This is a genomic window from Viridibacillus sp. FSL H8-0110, assembly GCF_038003565.1.
GTDB classification, from domain to species: Bacteria; Bacillota; Bacilli; order Bacillales_A; family Planococcaceae; genus Viridibacillus; species Viridibacillus arenosi.
The window spans coordinates 3,968,596-3,989,239 of the sequence record NZ_JBBOPJ010000001.1; the positions used below are offsets into that span (position 1 = coordinate 3,968,596).

16 protein-coding genes and 1 pseudogene are annotated in these 20,644 nt (G+C 36.3%); 5 read left to right on the plus strand and 12 right to left on the minus strand.

What is annotated here, in order from left to right; all coding sequences use genetic code 11:
- Window positions 1-179: 179 nt before the first annotated feature.
- Together MHH98_RS19690 and MHH98_RS19695 are read right to left on the minus strand one after the other, a co-directional pair.
- Window positions 180-758, minus strand: a complete 579-nt coding sequence (locus tag MHH98_RS19690) for an RNA polymerase sigma factor (RefSeq protein ID WP_076034265.1) — start codon at window positions 756-758, stop codon at window positions 180-182.
- A gap of 229 nt (window positions 759-987) precedes the next feature.
- Entirely contained in the window at window positions 988-2,241 is a 1,254-nt protein-coding gene (locus MHH98_RS19695; protein WP_038180291.1) for a hemolysin family protein, read from the minus strand.
- 161 nt (window positions 2,242-2,402) lie between these two features.
- Here MHH98_RS19695 and MHH98_RS19700 point away from each other — a divergent pair, with 161 nt between their 5' ends.
- Window positions 2,403-3,785: a dipeptidase gene (locus MHH98_RS19700; protein WP_038180292.1), complete on the plus strand. Its 1,383-nt coding sequence runs from the start codon at window positions 2,403-2,405 to the stop codon at window positions 3,783-3,785.
- 301 nt (window positions 3,786-4,086) lie between these two features.
- On the opposite strand, the gene MHH98_RS19705 is transcribed toward MHH98_RS19700, so the two are convergent.
- Complete coding sequence (locus tag MHH98_RS19705; protein WP_038180295.1) at window positions 4,087-4,659, minus strand: nitroreductase family protein; 573 nt, start codon at window positions 4,657-4,659, stop codon at window positions 4,087-4,089.
- Window positions 4,660-4,796: 137 nt separating this feature from the next.
- Window positions 4,797-6,617, minus strand: a complete 1,821-nt coding sequence (locus MHH98_RS19710; RefSeq protein WP_038180297.1) for a sensor domain-containing diguanylate cyclase — start codon at window positions 6,615-6,617, stop codon at window positions 4,797-4,799.
- Window positions 6,618-6,713: 96 nt separating this feature from the next.
- On the opposite strand from MHH98_RS19710, the gene MHH98_RS19715 reads away from it, so the two are divergent.
- Entirely contained in the window at window positions 6,714-7,298 is a 585-nt protein-coding gene (locus MHH98_RS19715) for a glycerol-3-phosphate acyltransferase (RefSeq protein ID WP_038180298.1), read from the plus strand.
- 86 nt (window positions 7,299-7,384) lie between these two features.
- On the opposite strand, the pseudogene MHH98_RS19720 reads toward MHH98_RS19715, so the two are convergent.
- Window positions 7,385-7,876: pseudogene (locus MHH98_RS19720) on the minus strand (amidase domain-containing protein); the annotation flags it as partial.
- 306 nt (window positions 7,877-8,182) lie between these two features.
- Between MHH98_RS19720 and MHH98_RS19725 the strand changes: the two are divergent.
- Window positions 8,183-9,205 (plus strand): DUF2804 domain-containing protein, encoded by a 1,023-nt coding sequence (locus MHH98_RS19725; RefSeq protein WP_038180301.1) that lies wholly within the window; start codon window positions 8,183-8,185, stop codon window positions 9,203-9,205.
- Between the two features lie 271 nt (window positions 9,206-9,476).
- Here MHH98_RS19725 and MHH98_RS19730 read toward each other — a convergent pair whose 3' ends face one another.
- Complete coding sequence (locus MHH98_RS19730; RefSeq protein WP_340711632.1) at window positions 9,477-10,196, minus strand: glycerophosphodiester phosphodiesterase; 720 nt, start codon at window positions 10,194-10,196, stop codon at window positions 9,477-9,479.
- Window positions 10,197-10,370: 174 nt separating this feature from the next.
- Between MHH98_RS19730 and helD the strand changes: the two genes are divergently transcribed.
- Entirely contained in the window at window positions 10,371-12,602 is a 2,232-nt protein-coding gene (helD, locus tag MHH98_RS19735; RefSeq protein ID WP_038180308.1) for an RNA polymerase recycling motor HelD, read from the plus strand.
- A 54-nt stretch (window positions 12,603-12,656) separates the two neighbouring features.
- Here the strand turns inward: helD and MHH98_RS19740 are convergent, their stop codons facing one another.
- The 3 genes from MHH98_RS19740 to MHH98_RS19750 form a co-directional block, all read right to left on the minus strand.
- Complete coding sequence (locus tag MHH98_RS19740; RefSeq protein WP_155981159.1) at window positions 12,657-12,794, minus strand: hypothetical protein; 138 nt, start codon at window positions 12,792-12,794, stop codon at window positions 12,657-12,659.
- A 270-nt stretch (window positions 12,795-13,064) separates the two neighbouring features.
- Window positions 13,065-13,673, minus strand: coding sequence for a GDSL-type esterase/lipase family protein (locus MHH98_RS19745; protein WP_340711633.1), 609 nt, complete (start codon window positions 13,671-13,673; stop codon window positions 13,065-13,067).
- A 31-nt stretch (window positions 13,674-13,704) separates the two neighbouring features.
- Entirely contained in the window at window positions 13,705-14,568 is an 864-nt protein-coding gene (locus MHH98_RS19750) for a GNAT family N-acetyltransferase (RefSeq protein ID WP_076034264.1), read from the minus strand.
- Window positions 14,569-14,682: 114 nt separating this feature from the next.
- Here MHH98_RS19750 and MHH98_RS19755 point away from each other — a divergent pair, with 114 nt between their 5' ends.
- Complete coding sequence (locus tag MHH98_RS19755; protein WP_076034263.1) at window positions 14,683-15,750, plus strand: acyltransferase family protein; 1,068 nt, start codon at window positions 14,683-14,685, stop codon at window positions 15,748-15,750.
- A gap of 58 nt (window positions 15,751-15,808) precedes the next feature.
- Here the strand turns inward: MHH98_RS19755 and MHH98_RS19760 are convergent, their stop codons facing one another.
- From MHH98_RS19760 to MHH98_RS19770, 3 genes are all read right to left on the minus strand, one after another.
- On the minus strand, window positions 15,809-17,632 hold the full coding sequence (locus tag MHH98_RS19760) for an ABC transporter ATP-binding protein (RefSeq protein ID WP_038180330.1): 1,824 nt from the start codon (window positions 17,630-17,632) through the stop codon (window positions 15,809-15,811).
- A complete protein-coding gene (locus tag MHH98_RS19765) occupies window positions 17,625-19,358 on the minus strand; it encodes an ABC transporter ATP-binding protein (protein ID WP_038180331.1) in 1,734 nt (577 codons plus the stop codon). The genes MHH98_RS19760 and MHH98_RS19765 overlap by 8 nt, the downstream gene beginning before the upstream one ends.
- 287 nt (window positions 19,359-19,645) lie before the next feature.
- Window positions 19,646-20,563 carry a DMT family transporter gene (locus MHH98_RS19770; RefSeq protein WP_340713422.1) on the minus strand — a complete coding sequence of 306 codons (918 nt, stop codon included), beginning with the start codon at window positions 20,561-20,563 and terminating at the stop codon, window positions 19,646-19,648.
- Between the last annotated feature and the right edge of the window lie 81 nt (window positions 20,564-20,644).

Below are 20,644 nucleotides of genomic sequence, written 5' to 3' on the forward strand. Positions count from 1 at the left end.
GTTAGCGGTTTTATTTTGAACAAAATTTTGGCCAAATCCTATAGTTGGAATATCATACTTCCTACCATACCAAAATAGCTACCCACATTTGGGTAGCTATTTTCTTATATATTTACCGTTTTTCAAGGCGGCGATCTCTGTATAGATTGCCCGACTTTTGATTAACGGACAACTATAGATTAAGCAGGCATGATTGCCTCAACTGAAGATTGATCGGCCATCATCATTTCTTTTAGACGTTGTTTCGCACGGAATAAACGAGATTTAACTGTACCGATTGAAACATTCATTAATTCTGCAATCTCAACAAGTGAGTATTGATTTACATAGAAATATACTAATGTATTGCGATATATAGCATCTAATTTACCAATTTTATCTTGCACAATTTGAGCGATTGCATCTTGCTCAATAACTTCCTCAGTAGATAGTTCATTATTGGGAACCAAATCTAGTACAGGAACGTCTAAAGTATCAGGTTGGTTCATCATGTATTTACTACGACGAACATTTTTGCGATAACGGTCGCGGAAAGTGTTCATACAAATTGTAGTTAACCAAGCTTTGACGTGATCTACGTCTGCTACATAAGATTCATAACGTACAACTTTCACCCAAACTTCTTGCATTAAATCCTCTGCCTCTGCTTTATTGCGAGTTAGTTTTAGACATAAATGATATATATAACGATTATATTCCTCATAAACTGTTTCTAGTGTTGTATTTGTATTTGTATTTGTATTTGTATTTGTTTTCATTTTCATTACCTCCGATTCGCGTCTTGCTTTGTTAACCCTATTGTCGCAAAAACAAACCTTTCACTCTATCGGATTCTCTTTCAATTTTATTACATTCATGTAAGGTTAATATATAAATCATGTAATCTAGATTCTAAAACGTTGGAATATCAACTATCTAAAGTGAAAGCTTACATTACAAAAGAAAAATCCTACCCAAAATTTTGGATAGGATTTTATTTATTTTCGATTACTCTTCCTCTTTATCAGATTCGATTGGCTTTTTTGTAATAGTTAACTTAGCAATACGGTTATCATCCATTTCATTTACTACTACATGAAGATTCTCAAAATCAAATGATTCATTTTCTTCTGGAACATGTACGCATTGTTCAAGGACAAAACCGCCTAACGTATCATGGAGCTGTGGAATATTTACTTCAAAAATGCGATTAGCTTCCACAATTTCAAGACGACCATGACAAACAAGTTTAGTTTCAGTCACTTCATAAATGAGCGACTCCTCTTCCTCATCCGATTCATCCTCGATTTCTTGTCCAATCATTTCTTCTATTATATCTTCATGAGAAATAATCCCAAGCGTCCCTCCATATTCATCTAAAACTATAGCTAAATGCTTTTTCTTAGCCAGCATTAATTTAAATACTTTTTCTACATTGATATTCGAAACTACAAAAAGTGGTTCGCGATCTATGAAATCACCTAGCGTTTTCGAAGGATCTAATGTCCATTCAATAAATTTCTTTGAATAGAACATACCGACAATATCATCCATACTTTCATCATAAACCGGATAACGGGTAAACGAGTATTCCAAAATGGTATCGCGCACCTCTTCAAACGTTGAATGAATAGATAGTCCAATAACCTCTGTTCTGTGCGTACCGAGAACATCTGATACATCTTTATTTGGAAAATCCATAACACCTTTAAGGCGTTCTGATTCATCAAAAGCAAATGTTCCTTCTGTTGATGCAATGTCCACCATAGTTCGAAGTTCTTCTTTCGTCAGTATTGCTTCTTTCACTGCTCCATTTGAAATGATTTGGATAAAAATATTGGTAAAACTTTGGATAATCCAAGTAATTGGGCGCAAAATTTGCACTAATAATGCAATGATTGGAGCGACCATATAAGCAATACGATCCGCAAAAGTTACAGCGATTGTTTTTGGAAGTACTTCTCCGAATATAATGATAATTACTGTCAAAATTGTAGTAGCTACCGAAAGTGGCCACCCATGTCTAAGTGCAATGATGGTTAAGAACGTTGGCAAAAGTATATTCGCAATATTATTTCCAATTAAAATTGTTGTAATCATGCGGTCCGGATGCGAAATGAGCAAAAACAATTTTTCAGACATGCGATCTCCTTGCTCAGCACGCAACTGGACCTTCATCCTATTGATAGCTGTTAAAGCTGTTTCACTGCCTGAAAAGAAAAATGACGCCACCAAACATATGATTAAACCTATAAACTCCAACTAAACTTCCTCCTGTTAATAAACGAATTCAGAACATTTTCATATAGACAATATACCATATTATTGATAATCCACCTCTTTTTCATGTGTACCTTTCAAATTATTTAAAGGGATATGCTATACTTATTTTATTATCGAATATTTCGAAATGGGGGATAATTATGAATAGTATAGACCAATATTTCACTACCAAACGTGAGGAACATTTGGAAGAATTAAAGCAGTTTTTATCTATTCCAAGTATCAGTTCTTTATCTGAACATAAAGAAGACATGAAAACTGCCGCTGCTTTTTTAGGCGATGCTATGAAAAAAGTCGGATTAGAAAACATCACAATTAATGAAACTGGGGGCCATCCCGCTGTTACTGCAGATTGGTTACACGCTGAAGGCAAACCAACCATTTTAGTATATGGTCACTATGATGTACAACCTGTTGATCCTTTAAACTTATGGGATAGCGAACCGTTTAAGCCTGAGATTCGTGACAATATTTTATATGCACGTGGTTCAAGTGACGATAAAGGTCAAGTGTTCATGCATATTAAAGTCATTGAAGCTTTAATGCAACTAAAAGGTGAGCTACCCGTTAACGTGAAATTTTTAATCGAAGGTGAAGAAGAAATCGGTAGTAAAAACTTACCGGCATTCGTTGAGGAACATAAAGACTATCTAGCTGCAGATTTAGTTTTAATTTCAGATACAGGTCTTTATGCACCTGGGAAACCTGCTGTTTGCTATGCTTTACGTGGTTTAACAGGCGTACAAATAGATATTCGTGGAGCGAAAGGTGACCTTCATTCAGGACTTTATGGTGGTGGTGTACAAAATCCAATACATGCTTTAGCTGATATTTTAACATCCTTCCATAATGAGCACGGCACTATCACAGTGGATGGCTTTTATGATAACGTTGTTCCTCTTACTGACGAAGAACGTTCAGCATTTCGCGCTTTAAACTTTGACGAGGAAGGTATCAAAGAGGAAATTGGTGTGAAAGAGTTATTCGGTGAAAAGGGTTACACTTACCTTGAACATACATGGGCGCGCCCAACACTTGAAGTAAACGGCGTATTCGGTGGTTTCTCTGGCGAAGGTATTAAAACAGTTTTACCTGCTGAAGCTGGTGCAAAAATAACTTGTCGCCTTGTTCCTAATCAAGATCCTGAAGAAATTGTAGAAAAGCTACGCGCACATATCGCAGCTCACAAGCCAACTGGCGTTGAAATTACAGTTACTGACTTTGATAAAGGTAAACCATTCATTACACCAATGAACCATCCACTAATCCAAGCTGCTGGACGTTCTTACGAAAAAATATATAACACTCCAACAGCATATATTCGTGGTGGTGGTTCAATTCCTATCGTCGCAGCATTTGATGAAATTCTAGGAACTCCAGTAATCTTAATGGGCTTCGGACTTTCAAGTGAAAACTTCCATGCACCAAACGAACACTTCCATCTAGAAAACTACGACAAAGGACTCCGTGTTATCAGCGACTACTACTACGAAGTAGCAGCAGTTGATAAGGATGCCCTATAAATAAAAAACGCTCCTTTTAAAAAAGGAGCGTTTTTTATTTGCAAAATTAATTTAATCAGAGATTTAGTACTTTATTCATATTACTCGAACTCCTTTTTTTGCATTGCTTGAGGCCGCATTTAACCTACTCATCTATTCTTTTGCTACTTAGGCTTCCATTTATCCTACTCGCCTACTCTTTTACTTCACTCAAGCTCTCTTTATCATCCCCTCCCCTCAAAATCAAAGAAATCCCGCATACGTTTGGTTAACGCATGCAGGATTTCTAATACCATAGAAGTACTATGGTTAGTGTATATTTCTATTCACCAAAAATCGTTACAATTTCACTTGCTGATTTACGTGGTTTTTCTTTTGGTACAAGATCATAGTAGCCGAATTGTAACATGCCGATAATGCGTTCACCTGATTTTACACCCATTGGTTCACGGAATTTTGGATTATCTAGCCAAGCAGGAGTTTTCCAGCATGCACCGATTCCTTTATCCCAAGCAAGCAGCTGCATATTTTGTATAAAGCTACTTGCTGCGGCGAAGTCTTCTAAACGTTCTTTTTGTCGAGCATCTTCTGGAATGACTACAAATGCATATGCACCTGGTAATGAGAATTTACTCATCTTGCTTTGAAGCTCATCTTCTGAAAGTTCTTTCCAATTTGGTACAGCAAATTCACGAATAAGGTCTTTTAATGGTTCTAATTCAGGACCGCATGCCACTACTAATCGCCAAGGTTGACGGTTACCGTGATTAGGTGCCCATACTGCATCGTCAATTATCGACATTAAATCTTCACGATCAATCGGCTGACCATTGAACATTTTAATGGAACGGCGTTGTTTAATTGCTTCTATTACTGTTAATGATTGTTCCTTCATTTCCATCACTCCTACTCTGCAAATTTTTACAATTTGGCAGTAAGTTTCATCATACGAGTTATGTATGCATCACTATCCACCATACCATATTCCTAAAAAAAAACAAAAAATGACGAAAGTAATCCTTATCATTTTTATTATAAAAAGTTTGTTTGATTGCGGCCGCTATTTTTTGACTGATAAAGTGCTTGATCAGCTGCTTCGATAAAATCACTTACTGATTCAAATGAATGCATAAATGTCGTAGTGCCACCAATGCTAATAGTTGCAAATTGTATATCACTTCTACCTTTATGTTCAAATTTAGCATTTTCAACTGAACTGCGTATTTTCTCAGCAAGTATCCTTGCCTCACCCTCGCCCATATCTCGAATAACGATTGCGAATTCTTCTCCACCATAACGAGAAATTACGCCTCGGTCAGCTACGATATCCTTCATTATATTCACAGTATGACAAATAAGATCGTCACCTTTTAGATGACCATATGTATCGTTATATTTTTTGAATTCATCAATATCAATCATGAGTATTGTTAGAGGCCACTTGTCTTTGTAACTTTTTCGGAAACAGATTGGTAGTCGATCTTCAAAATAGCGTCGATTATTAATGCCTGTTAAGCCATCTAATTCTGTCAGTTGCTTCAATCGCTCATTTTTCAACTGTAATTCATATGTTCTTTCATGAATCTTTTTGTCAAGTGATGTATTTAACGTCATTAATTCCTTGCTAAGTAATTCAGATTCATGGAAATTTTTTGCGTAATTGCGACTTAAATTGAATGCTTGCAAAATGACGTAGAAGAAAAATCCGTAAATTGAAAGCATGAGTGTATCTATTAAACCCTTTGCAAACAAATAATCGTTCACCACCGTTATAAAAAACAATAAATTCGCTATTAAGTTCATTAGAGCAGTAGGTCTTTTGTTAACAAAAGCCTTTACTAATATAATCGTTATGAAAATCATAAGTATAAAAGCAAGAGGAAAAATGTCAAAGAAAAGAGATTTAAAAAAGCTCGGTGGTGTTACCCACGTTAGCAATAATAGAGGCATAATTATTGCTATTACTATATAAACTATCTTCTTACCAGCTTCTCTAGGGAATAGTCGAGAAATAAAACCTATATATACTAAGACTGATCCGTAAATTAATGTGTGCTCTATTCGCTTTAGTAAAAACCAAGACAAATGTGAGAACTGCATTTGCAAAAGCATTGGCCCTACGAAAAGTGAGCGCACCGCTATGAATAGACTCAACAAGCCAAAATAAAGGAAAGGTCGTTCAGTTTTCCTATATAAAAAAATAATTATATGGTATATCCCTATAATAATTATACTGCCATTCATAAATAACAGAGCTGCTTGCCGATCTGAATGATAATTGACTATAGCATTTGCTCGTCCAAATAAAATCTCTTCACTTGGCCCACCAACGTTGTCTTCAAAATTAGACACTTGCAAAACGACTAAAATCTTATCAGAGTTAGGAACGAAATAGCCAATTTTAGGTGTCATTGAAGGAGCTGATGTATCTTTAGAAGTACCAACAGAACCACTCGTTGAAATGGGCATTCCATCAACAAGCAAGGTATAGGCGCTTGATTGGAAACGAGTAGAAAGCGCAAATGTATGACCAATTTGCTCTTTAGGAATTTTCAAATAGAGAGCAAATGTTGCATAGTCTGTTATATTCCTTAAAGAGTCATTCCAAGTTCTTGGCAAATATTCTTTATCAACATTAGATGTTATAATCCTCTTCTCTATCTCTCTATTAGATAGTAGTTCATGAGTAAAAAATAACCATTCACCTCGTAATGGAATGATAGAACTCTCTGCTATATCTGTTTGATTGATTACTAATAAGCCGTATTTGATTTGGGAATTAGTTTCATAATCGACTAATGTACAGCCACTGAGGATGAATACAAATAGTATTAATGCACTGATCTTTCTCAATTGTACTCCTCCAAATATTTGATAATCGATTAAAAAAGGGTTGTTTTCATAGTTGTTTTTCCTACATACTGTAAAAAAGAGTCTGGAGGATTTTGTATGTCTTATTTGACGATTTGTTATTGGCTAGTAAGTTACTTCGTCGGTACATTCATGACTGCATGGTGGGTTGGTAAATGGCGAAATATCGATTTACGTGAGCATCGCAGCGGGAATTTAGGCGCTAGAAATGCTGGAGCAGTTATTGGTAAATCCGCATTTTTCCTAACTTCAATTGGTGATGGTAGCAAAGGATTACTCATTGTTCTACTCGGCTACTTGCTGAACGAAACGGAATTTTCAATCGCAGTTGCTGGTGCCCTTGTCATTATCGGCCATTTATTTCCTTTTTGGTTAAAAGGCAAAGGTGGTAAAGGTATTGCAACCTTTGTCGGAGTTACACTTGCTTTTAATCCGTTATTATTTTTAGCTTTTGTCGTTGGTTTTTTAATTCCAATTCCTTTCCTGAAAAGCGCAACACTAAGTATGCTTTTTGGTTATGTATGTTATATAGGATCAATTATTTACAGCGGATGTTTACCAGTTGCGTGGCCAATCATTCTTATTATTTTAATCATTGTTTACAAACATCGCTTCGACATTATCGAGTCCTATCAAGAAAAAGCTTGGAAATCAAAAAAATAATGAAAAAACCAATATTATAATAGCCTACTTTTTTTGAAAACACAGCAAACCCGACCTATTATCCATTGAATAGGTCGGGTACTTTATTATATTGGTAATATAACATCTTCTATGTGAAAAAAGTAGTATTTCATATTCGGCGTATAAGCAGTTGAGTCTAAATATTCCCATGGTCGATGAAAGCTATTGGATGTGTGGGCATTCACAAGAGGTTCACCATCTTGAAAACTTGTAACGATGACAGAATGATCTATTCTTCCGTTATCTTGGAAATCGTAAAAAATAACATCTCCTAGTTCTAAGTCATAGGCAGATGCAACTCGCTTTCCCCTCAGTCCCTTCTTTGAAGTTTCTAAATACCAACGCAATGAATGCGGTGTACTCCAACTAAAACTCCAATTACCTCCTTTTAGCCACCATCCCCCCGATCGGTTTGGCGCTCCCCACATTGGTGCGCCTCCTGCAAAAAGACATTGCGATATATAATTCGTACAATCCACATCAAATCGCGGAAATGCTGGATTGTAGCTGTCCCACCATTTATCGGCGTAAGCGACAGCTGCTTGTCGATTGTAAACTGCTCCATCACACCTCCTTACTCATGTATATGTATTGCCCTGATTGAATATTTCTATTATTGTAAAGGATTTTTATAAAGTAGTTATTTTGTCATTAAAAGTCTTTTTAACGAAATTTATCTATTTATAAAGAACCTCAAACTATTACTCATGTTATTACATTTCCATGATATTTGTCAGTGTCTTTACATTTATACAACAATTTCAATATTCCTTATTTGAATTGCCCAATATAAGTCAAAAATTTGGTACAATAAAAACAACTAATTTGTTTCTCCTACTTTACGTTTGAAAGGGTGTTCGAAATTGACACAGCACGCAGAAAAAGAAATTGTTGAGTCGACATTATTATGTGACAAGAAGGGTAATCTAAATCCCGCTGCCATAGGATTCGCTCGAAAACCAATTATCAATAGTAATTTGAAAGGCCATTTCATGCGTAAAAAGAAATGGAATTATTGGTGTGTTTTCGGAGATGAAATTATGTTCTCTGCTACAATTAGCCATTTAGATTATGCTGCTGTTTGTTTCGTCTACTTCTTAGATTACGAAACTCAACGTTACTTTGAAAAAACAATCACTATTCCCTTGGGCAATAAAGTTAAAATGCCTACAAGCGTATTAGAAACTATAAGTTTCAATCACGATGATATGAAAATCCAACTGCTATATGCGCAAAATGAAACACAAATGACTGTCACTATCCCTGATTTTGATGGCGATTTACTGCATGCTGACTTAACAATCAAACACCCTGTAAACGACGACTCTCTCAATGTCGTCATCCCTTGGAATCGTCAAACCTTCCAATTTACTGGAAAACATCATTCATTACCAACTAACGGTTACGTTAAAATAGGAGAAAAACGTTATAATTTTCAAGAAGAAGAGTGCTACGCAGTGCTTGACTATGGTCGTGGCGTTTGGCCACGTGAAGCAACTTGGAACTGGGCTATGGCTTCCCAAAGATGTAGAGGACACCGAATCGGTCTAAACTTAGGTGGACAATGGACAGATGGTACCGGCATGACGGAAAATGCAATATTTCTAGATGGCAAGATGACTAAAATCCATGAAGATGTTATTTTCGAATACAATACAAAAGATTTTATGCAACCTTGGCATATTAAATCTAAATTCACGGATGATGTTCAACTTACATTCACACCTTTCTTTGAACGTATCGCTACTACAAACGCCAAAGTTATCAAATCCGAAGTACATCAAATGGTAGGCTATTTCAACGGCCGCGTCCGATTAGACAGCGGTTGTTACCTACCTATCCAACAACTACTCGGCACCGCCGAAGAACATTTAGCTAAATGGTAAAAAGGACAGCCTCTGATTTGATTGAGAGGCTGTCCTTTTATCTTGGCAGTTGTTAAAAATGCGTTCGTTGAGTAAGATTAGTTTTTTTGAGTAGCTATGGTCTCCTTGAGTAGTGATAATCTATTCTCCAGTAGTGATACTTCTCCCCTGAGTAGTGATACTTTCTTCTCGAGTAGCGCTAATCTCGCTCTGAGTATCGATAATTCTTCCCAGTAGCGATTATCTCTTCTCGACTAGCACTGATTCCTTCCCAATAGCGAGCACCAATCCTTTATTTATTCCCATGCATATAGAGTTTCTCCGGATAATCTGTAAACACAGCTTCGACTCCAAGCTTTTTCATCAAATCATAATCTTCTATTGTATTCACAGTATAGACGCGCACTATATTTCCTCGTTCAATCGCCGTTTTAACGGCTTCTCGTTTAGCCGCTACTAATGAAACATGCAGTGCATCCGTACCTATCATTACACCGTACTCATGTAGATTTACTAATATCTTCATGAATAATGCCCCTACTTCATTTTGCGGTGCTTTTTTTAATACTCGCTCCACCATTTCATGATCAAATGATGCAAAAACAACTCTGTCTAACATGTCATTTTCTACTAGCAAAGCTATTACTTCATCTTCTATCCCCTGATATGAAAAGACATCCGTTTTCAATTCAATATTAATCATATGATGAGTCGCTTTGAAAAGCTCTAATACCTCTTGCAGAGTTGGGATTTTCTCGCCTGCAAATTGTTCACCTTTCCATGACCCAAAATCATATGAACGTAATTCTTCAAACGTCATATCACGGATATAGCCTTCTCCGTTTGAAGTACGATTGATACGTTCATCATGGTTGATAACGAGAACACCATCTTTTGTACGTTGGACATCTAATTCAATACCGTAAATAGGTAATCTTGCGGCTTCACGAAAAGAACAAAGTGTATTTTCAGGGAAATCACCTGAAGCCCCACGATGTGCAAATATTTTCATTTATTATTTCCTCCAAAGGTTTATTCGTTAACTATATGCTACACTTTCTAGATTTTCCAGACAATTGAAAACTTTTACTTGTACTCTCTGAATTCATGTAGTAATATTTATCATTGCTATCAAAACCCCAACATCTTCAACAGGACGCAAAATTGCCAAATTGGAGGACTGTAAATGACACAGAAGCATCCCGATTTTGAACAAGAAGCTCAGCGCCTGGCTTACACAAAACATTATATGCGAAAACTCTTAGAAGAATCCAAACGTGACGTTCAATCAGCACAGGACAGTATTCGAAAATCGATGGCTGATTTAGAATACCTAGATTCAAGTTTAAGCTACCTCAATATTTTAACGAATGCTCGTTTTTTTGAAATGGCACGTGATCAAAAAGAAGGCCTTGAAGCAGTTCAACAAAAACCTTATTTTGCACGTATACATTTTCAAAAAGAAGGCGAACCAGCGGAAAAACTATATATTGGTAAGACCTCTCTATTTGACCGTGAAACACAAGAACCCATCATAGTTGACTGGCGCTCTCCTGTCGCTAACGTATACTACGACGGACGACTTGGTGATCTTACTTATAAAGTACATGACGAAGAATACAATGGGCACCTCTTTTCAAAACGGCAATATAAAATTGAAGAAGGCAAACTATTAGACGTCCAAGATATTGACCTGACAACAAATGATGAGCTATTACAAGATGCACTGGCAGGTAAAGCTGATGTACGACTTACTGAAATCGTCTCAACGATTCAAGCTGAACAAAACGATGTTATACGTGCTCACTTAAAACAACCGATACTCGTACAAGGTGCAGCTGGTTCAGGAAAGACAACTATTGCACTCCATAGAATCTCTTATTTCCTTTATACAATGGGCGAGCATTTCAACGCAAAAGAACTGATGATTTTAGCACCTAATCAGCTATTCATAGACTATATTGGCGACGTATTACCTGAGCTTGGTGTTGATCAAATTTGCCAAACAACTTACTCAGATTATGTGCAACACGCAACTGATATTAAGCTGAAAATCCAAAATCCAAATGAACAGCTTGAAAAACTCGTGAGCGAAGACACTACCGATGAAACAGTGCTTTGGCTGACCAAAATGAAAGGTTCATTAGAATACCGAGATGTTATGGATCGCTATTTAAAAAGGATTGAATCCCAAATAGCTGATCAATTCGAAGACGTTTATATCGAAAAATATCGCATTTTAACAGGCTCTCATTTAAGAAAACTCTTCTTAAAAGATTTTGCCTATATGCCCATTGAAAAGCGAATTGAACGAATTAAAGCTGTGCTACAAAATTATGTACGACAAAAGAAAAAGCAAATACTACTTTCTTTAAATAAAAGATATGATGAAATGTTGGATAAGGCATTGTTCGGTATTCAAGATGCAGCTAAGCGTAAACAAACAGTTACAAAATGGATTGATGAACGTGATGTTCGAATTCCAGCTGTTGAAAAGATGGCTAAATCTACCTGTTCAAGTTATATGAAGCGTTTTAAGAAGCATAAAATCAAATCCTTATATCGTGAGTTTTTGACGAATTATGATTTACAAAGAGAGTTATCTCCCAAATGGTCTGAAGAAGAGCATGCGCAATTTTTCAACGCTCATATAAAAGAAACTTGGGCCTTAGAAGATTTGGCTGCAATCTTCTATTTGCATGCCAAAATCAAAGGGGTCAACGAAGAATGGAAAATGCGCGTTGTTTTCATCGATGAGGTGCAAGATTATAGCTTATTCCAGTTAGCTGCTTTAAAAGAAGGTCTAGAAACTGATATGTTCACTATGGTAGGCGACTTGGCCCAAGGTATACATAGTTACCGCTCCTTAACGGACTGGACGCCCGTACGCGAGTTATTCCCTCGCGCTACTTATAAAACTTTACAAAAAAGCTATCGTACTACAATAGAAATTATGGCTGTTGCAAATGAAATCTTATCGAAAATGGGCGAAGATTTACCACTTGTAGAGCCAGTTGTCCGTCATGGAGATGAACCAACCTTCCATGAGATGGGAATAATTGACCCCACAGCGATTGAAGATATTCATCAACAAATTAGAGCAAAAGGGCACCGCTCCATCGCACTCATTTGTAAAACCTCTGATGAAGCAATGGACTATACGAAAGTATTACAAAATGCTGGTGTAATGGCACAGACTTTATCTGAATCATCCGAGATTGATCAGGGTGCACTTCTCGTCATACCAAGTCATTTAGCAAAGGGGCTTGAATTCGATGCAGTTATTGTAACAGCCATCGAAAAGCCTTTCCGTGATACAGCACTTGATCGAAAGCTTTTATATGTAGCTGTCACCCGTGCCATGCATGAGCTACATTTAGTAGGCTCTTCACGCAATGCGTTTTTATTAGCAGAATAAAAATAAAGAGGCATTCCAAAAGTCGTTTGCAAGCCGACAATTGGAAGCCTCTTTTTATTTCCTCGCAGAGAGAGGATAATAATTTTGTTTTTTAGAGAATATATTCATTATCTTTCGGCGGATGCCCTTTTTCTCTTTTACTAATTGCTTTTCGTTTTTTTCATCGACTTTTCCTAGTGCAGGTAATCTCATTGTAGATCTCCCCTTTGCGATGGTTTTTGTATTCCTTTAACATTACCATTAGTTTATGAATATTATCGACTAAATATGTATATTTTTAGTAAAAATTATTATTGATTTCAAATTTTTATTTTGAATTTTATAAAATAAATGATTTATGATATCCAGATTATTATCGCACTACAACTATCCTTAAATGACTTATGATTTTAAACACCTCTTAAAATGATTTAGTAAATTAAAAATACCAAGCAATTTATTATTTGCTTGGTATTCTTCGGATTATTTAAAGATGCTCCAAATTCTTTTGAAAAAACCCACTTTACTCACATCTTCCATTTTATTTAATTCTACTATTATCGCGTCTGATAACATTTCGTAACCAGCTTCTCCGAAGTGTAACCCATCGTTTTTTATACCGACCAAAAGCTCCTTGTAGTTTACCCTACTGTAGAGAATGTCAAAAAAATCAATGACATGACATCCTGTTTCTTCCGCGACATCTTTGACTGCTTGGCCGTATTTCTTTAGCCTTTGATTTTTACGATTTGGTTGTAATGCTTCATCGACTGGCGGAGATGTAATAAGAATAGTTCGATCAGCTCCAATTTGCTGAACAAAGTAGCGAATATTAGATTTAAACGTGCCTATCGGTATTAATTTATGCTTTGCAGAATCGTTTCCACCAAATAATACTGTTACAACATCAGGATTTTTTGAAAGTACATCTTTCTGAAAACGAACTCTAGCTTGCTCCGTTGTATTACCAGATACTCCAGCATTAATAAATTGATGCTGTTTCATTTTCAACTTTAGCATGGATGTTAACACTGGTTTTGGATAGTTTTCTTTTCGTGCTGTAATACTATCTCCAAAACATATGATTTTCATCTAATAATCCCCTTCTGCTCTTTTCTAGTGATTATTTTTTCGCAAAATAATCTACTTGCTGTATTTTCGAAAATCCAGCTCTTTCATAAACAGATAGCGCTTGTTCATTTTCAATCTCAACATCAAGTAATACTGTCGATTGCCCTTTTTTAGAAGCAACATTTTTGACCCATGCTAAAAGTGCAGCTCCTATTCCTTGACGTTGGAAATCAGGATGTACTGCTAAAGCAGTTACCCACTGGACATCATTCTCTTCAACTGAAGTCACAGTACCAACAACTACACCCGCTTTTTCCGCAACCCATAACACGCGTCCCTCTGTTGTCGTATTCGTAGAGATTAGATGATCTGTATCTTCTGGAGTATCATCAAATGCAGATTCAAAAATAGGAACAAGTGCATCGCGTTCTCCATTATATAAGCGAATTGTTAAGTCTCTAAGAACGTCTGTATATTCAGCAGATGCCTGTAGTGTTGCTTCTGAAAAACTATATTCATAGCCTTGCTCTTCGATGAATTTACGACCTTCGTCACCGTTTAATGTAAGAGCTAATTCTCCAACAGTATTACGTTCATTAAATCCAGTTGCAATGCTCCCAACTAGTAGCTTACCAATTCCCATCCCACGATACATAGGAGCTACAACTGCTGACCATTCAAAAGTATTGAACCCCATCGTATCAACTGCACTAGCTACACCAACAAGTTCGTCCTTGTCATCATCATAAGCCAGCACTAGAAAGCCATATGCCTCTGGGTTGCACCAGCTACTTTCGTTCATCACCACTTTGTAATTTAGTTTATCTTCAAGTTCAGCTTTTCTCAATAATTGTAAAACTTCTTGATAAGTTTCACCATCAATAGGATATGTTGCTTTCATTATAAAAATATTCAAATTGAAACCACCTTGTTGTAATTGTTTTGTCATCTAAATGATAACAAATTATCAAATTAAGCGACTATCATTTGGCTTTTTAGGGGTATAGAATATCGAGATGGAGGTTTTACAATGACAAAACAACGCTTAACTTGGGTTGATGTGACAAAGGGATTTTTAATGATATTAGTAGTAATAGGTCATTTTCCTGGCGACTTGGATTACCCTCTTTTACAATATATTTATTGGTTCCACATGCCCGCTTTCTTTGTACTGAGTGGATTATTTTTCAAACCGTTATCAAAGGACGAGCCTATTCGTAAAGCTGTTAAAAAACGATTTATGCAATTGATGGTTCCCTATTTCTTTTTCCTATTGGTTATTACATGCATTCGTTATATATTGGCATTCGCTTATGGAAATACCGATATTTCATGGTATATGGAGGATTTAAGTACGCTCATTATTGGTGGACGTTATGCACGCGGATCTTACGGTGTATTTTGGTTTACAACAGTCTTATTCTTTACTTACTTATTATTCTTATTACTAACAAAATATTTAAACCGATTCTATCAATTTCTTGTACTTGCAATTTGCTATATTATCGCGCATATCCAAAGTTACTATGTAATAGATATTATTGGCGGCTCTTCAGCTGAAGCTGCACAAACAATTCCTATACTATGGAATTTAGATGTTACGCTCATAACTTTGGTCTACTTCGCCATTGGCTATTATGCAAAGGATTTGTTCTTACACATACGTTTGCCCTTATGGACAGTTTGTACAGTTAGTTCTCTCTTGGTAATGCGTCTAGCTTGGATAGATCAATTTGACTATCATTTAAGCTTGAAGTTTATTCGTTACAATCACGCCTTATTGGACCTTGTCATCCCTTTCATCTTTATCATTACCATTTTCGGTATATTCCAATTTATTACGCGCTTCACACCATTGAAATCGTTGAATTTTATCGAAATGCAGTCAATCACTATTATGTATATGCATATTTCGGTAGATAAACAGATGAATAATTTCTTTGACTACGATCTCGTTGGATATACTGTTCTATGTCTGGGAGTATCTATTATAGGCTCTTTAGTTATAAAGAAATTCATCCCTTACGGATTATTCTTTATCGGAGATATTCGTGCAAAACGCCCACTTCTTTTTAAGGGCAAGCTATTTACCACATAAACAAAAAAGGCATTCGTCCATTTGAAATGGATGAATGCCTTTTCTATCTACCAAACAGTTATGCATTTGATTCTTCTAACATTTTATAATAAATCCCTTGTTTTTCAGTTAACTCTTGCTGGGTACCTGCTTCAACAAGCTCGCCTTGTTGCATGACAAAGACGATGTCAGCTTGGCGTACTGTATTCAATCGATGAGCAATTACAAAGCTTGTGCGCCCTTTCATTAAACGTTCTAGAGCTTCTTGAATTTTCAACTCTGTTACAGTATCAATGCTACTCGTTGCCTCATCTAACAATAGGATTACAGGGTCTGCAACAAGCGCTCTTGCTATAGACAATAACTGCTTTTGACCTTGGCTTATTTCAGCACCATCAGCAGTCAGAAATGTATCGTAACCATTCTTCAATTTCATAATGAAATCATGAGCATTAGCCTTACGTGCGGCTTCCTCCACTTCTTCATCTGTTGCATTTAATTGACCATATCGAATATTTTCTCTAACTGTTTCTTCAAATAAAAACGGATCTTGTAAAACAAATGCCATTTGACTGCGCAAATTTTGACGTGATATTGCTTGAATAGGTGTATCGTCAATAGTAATTTCACCATTATTTACTTCATAGTAACGTGCGAGTAACTGTAAAATTGTTGTTTTACCAGCCCCCGTAGCACCGACTAAAGCAGCTGTTTGTCCTGCCTCTACGTGAAAGCTAACATTTTTTATCGTATGCGTTGCATCTGTTTGTTCATATTTGAAAGAGACGTTGTTGAACTTTACATCACCTTGTAGTTGATGGATTACTTTATCTGAGGCTAAATCCTTCTCTTCCTCTTCGTTCATAATCCCAAAAACGCGTTCTGCTCCTGCAATTGCAGACAAAACATTATTAAACTGATTCGCCAAATCGTTTAGAGGACGTGTAAACTGACGCGCATATTCTGAAAATATCACAATCGTCCCAATTGTAACTTGACCCTTCAACGCTAATAAACCACCGACTCCCGCAACAATGGCAAAGCTTGCATTATTTAATAGGTTCATGACCTTTGGAATGCCACCTGAGTATACGTTAGACCAAAAGCCAATTTGTCGTAACTTAGTGCTTTTCTCTGCAAACTCTTCAATCATACGCGGCTCTTGAGAAAAAGCCTTAACAATTCGTTGTCCTGAAATCGACTCCTCAATCATCCCATTTAATGCCCCTAATGCACGCTGCTGTTCTTTAAATAATTTGCCAGTACGGCGTGTAATCCATCTTGTAGCTACGAACATTACTGGAATAATGATCATCGTCAAAAGTGTTAATAATGGACTCATTGACAACATAACAACTAATGTCCCAACTAATGTTAAAACACTTGAAAATACTTGAATAAATGTACTATTCAAGGTCGAACTAACATTCTCAATATCATTTGTCATACGACTCATTAACTCGCCATGTTGTCGCTTATCAAAAAAGGAAATTGGTAACTTCTGCAGCTTAGTGAATAGACCTGTACGCATGCGATAAATCGTTTGTTGTGCAATACCAATCATCCAATAGTTTTGGAGAAACAATGATAATGACAAACCTATATAAATGGCTATCAAACCAAATATTAGCTTAGACAAACCTGCAAACTGAGCCTTCATAATGTGGTTATCAATAATTTTCCCAATCAAATAAGGACCTAGTAATGAGAATACCGAGCTCGCTACTACCATGAATAGAACAATAATTAATAGCGCACGTTGTTCATCCACAATACGCCAAATATGTCCTAGCGTTGAACCCCAATTTGTTGCACGATCCACCTTTTTATTGCGCTTCTTTTGTATATCTTCTTTCGTCAAAATATTTTTATAGCCAAAAGGTTCTCGAATTGCTTTAAGCATTATCATCCACCCCCTGCTCTTGTTGTGAAGTCGCAATTTTCCGATATAATATAGAACTTTCCATCAATTCTTCATGAGTACCAAATGCTGAAACTAATCCGTCTTCTAGAAGCAAAATTCGGTCTGCTCCTTTTGCTGTGCGAATTTTCTGTGTCACCACTAGCATTGTTGCATCTTCACCCTCTAGAGCACTCCATAATGCCGATTCTGTTTTGACATCTAGTGCACTCGTACTATCATCTAAAATCAAAAATTCTGGTTTACGTATTAATGCCCTAGCAATTGATAATCGTTGTTTTTGACCACCTGATAAGTTTACTCCCTTTTGACCAACTCTAGTTTCGTAGTCATTTGGAAAATGCTGAATTGAATCATGGATTTGTGCCTGTATTGTTGCCTCTTGCACTTGTTCAATTGAAGCAGCTGTATTGCCCCATGTTACGTTATCGTGGATAGAACCTGTGAATAACAATGCCCGCTGTGGTACATAACCAATCTCTTCACGCAACTTTTCTAAAGACCAGTTTTTCACATTCTCTCCATCCACAAAGATATCCCCAGACGTCGTATCGTAAAAACGAGGTAATAGCTGTAGCAATGTCGATTTACCTGAGCCAGTCGCACCCATAATAGCTAACTTTTCACCTTGCTCACATTTAAAAGAGATATTACGCAACACGAAATCATCTGTCTGTGGATATTTAAAAGAAACGTTGTCAAAACGTAGAGTCCCACGTTGTCGAACTTCCAGTAATCCTTTATCCATCTCATCATCTTCTAAGCCTTCTTCAATTAACAATACTTCCTCCATGCGATCCGCTGATGCTTTCGCTCGTGAAATAAATACGATAATAAATGAAAACATTGAAAATGCCCCTGTCATACGTAATGCATAGTTGACTATCGCTACAAGCTCACCGATCTGTGTTTCTCCTTGCTCAATTTTTCCCGCTCCAAACCAAAGAACCACAAGCAAGCTAACGTTCATAACAAACAGCAATATGGGCTGAATATACTCCATCGTTCGTAATGCTTTAGAGGTATCTACCTTCAAAGCATTCGCTACTTTTTCAAACCTACTCGCTTCGTACATACCACGCAAATAGGCTTTTACTAAACGCATCGCTTGTAAATTCTCTTGAATAACACGATTGACTCGGTCAACACGCTTTTGAACGGATGAGAAATATGTAATACCTTTCCGAACCATTAATAATAAGAAAATAGCTAAAAACGGTGCACCTATTACAAGATATACGGCTAATGATGGCTTCACATAAAACGCCATTATTAAACTACCAATCACAACAAGAGGCGTACGTAGCATGACTCTTAGACTCATAAATAAGACCTGTTGTACTTGAGATACATCACTTGTTAAGCGCGTAATAAGTCCAGCCGTTGGAAACCTCAAAAACGTCGTCATTGTAAATGATTGTACTTTTTTAAACAATGCATTTCGCAAATCAAAGGCAAAGCTTTGTGATGCATGTGCTGAAAAAAATGAATTCGTAATACCTGCAATAAAGCCAAGGAAAGCTATCAACATCATTATGCTACCCCATAACCAAACAGTTGCAGAATCTTGTAAAACGATTCCATCATCAATAATTTTCTTGATAATTAATGGTTGCATTAATTCAACAGCAAGCTCTACAAGCATGAGCGAAATAGCAATAACAGCGAACCATTTGTATGGTTTTATGTATGAAAACATTGTCTTCATGGTATAACCCCCACATTCATTTCGTCTCTCGAAATTTATTTAATTATTCCTTATTATGCCACAAAATAGACATAACTTGTGCTATAAAAACTCGAAATATTTTGAATGATAATATGATAAATTTTTTTTACTCATAAATATCTAAAAAAAACTCCTTCACTCCAAAAGTGAAAGAGGCAATTTATAAGTAATGAGCTTCGAAATAGATAATACAATTTTTCACACTAATTTAGTATCTAATAAAAAACCTCTTTAAAAACACAGTGGTATTTATTTTTTATCCAAATTTATTCATCTGCTTGTTGCTTATCCCCTTCAATGGAAAGCCATGTCACACAAACAAGCATAATTACGATTCCTACAATTTGCCATATTGCTAGTGTTCTTCCTAACCAAATAACAGAAATGATCATAGCTGTTAATGGTTCCATACTCGACAACACACTTGTTTCTATAGCTGTTATATATTTCATACTACTTAAAAACAATACAAAGGCAGCTGTTCCAAAGAAAATAATAGCAGTTAGCATTAATGCAATTTTCGGGTCTAACAATAGGCTCCATTCATCTGAACTCCAGACTCGCGAAATTACACCTAGTACAATACCACCGATTAGCATTCCCCATCCTACTACAATAAGTACACCCCATTCCTTCATAATAGCTGCAGGATATAAAGTATAAAAAGCAAATGTTAACCCAACCACAACTCCCCATAAAAGAGCTTCAGAACTTACGAGCAATGTCTCAAAGGAAGCATTAGTGAGTAATAAAAACAAACCAACAAGCGTCCCTAGAATACCTAATACTTGGTATTTTGGTGGCCATTTGCGATATGAGATTGAAACAAAAATAATAATGAAAATAGGTGCCAAAAATTGTAGTAATGTGGCTACAACTGCATTACTAGCATCAATAGCTGCTACGAATGAATATTGCACTCCAAGCATTCCTAAAACGCCAAATATGACTAATTTCCTCCACCAAACAGGATATCTCCAAATACTTGTTACATCTTTTTTAGTTATCAATAAAAAGGACAATAGTATTATACCTGCCAAAACGAGGCGGACTGTTAGCATAAACGGTACAGTTAACTCACTATTAGATAATACCCACTCCATGAGCGGCCCAGTAGCACCCCAAAGCATCGCTCCAGAAATAATCAGAATTATCCCTCTTAATCTATGTGACTGATGATTCATTACCGAACCCCTCCATAGTGATTATATTTTACTGTATTTTGAATATTTTTTTGCATATTTCTACCCATTTTATCCTTTATA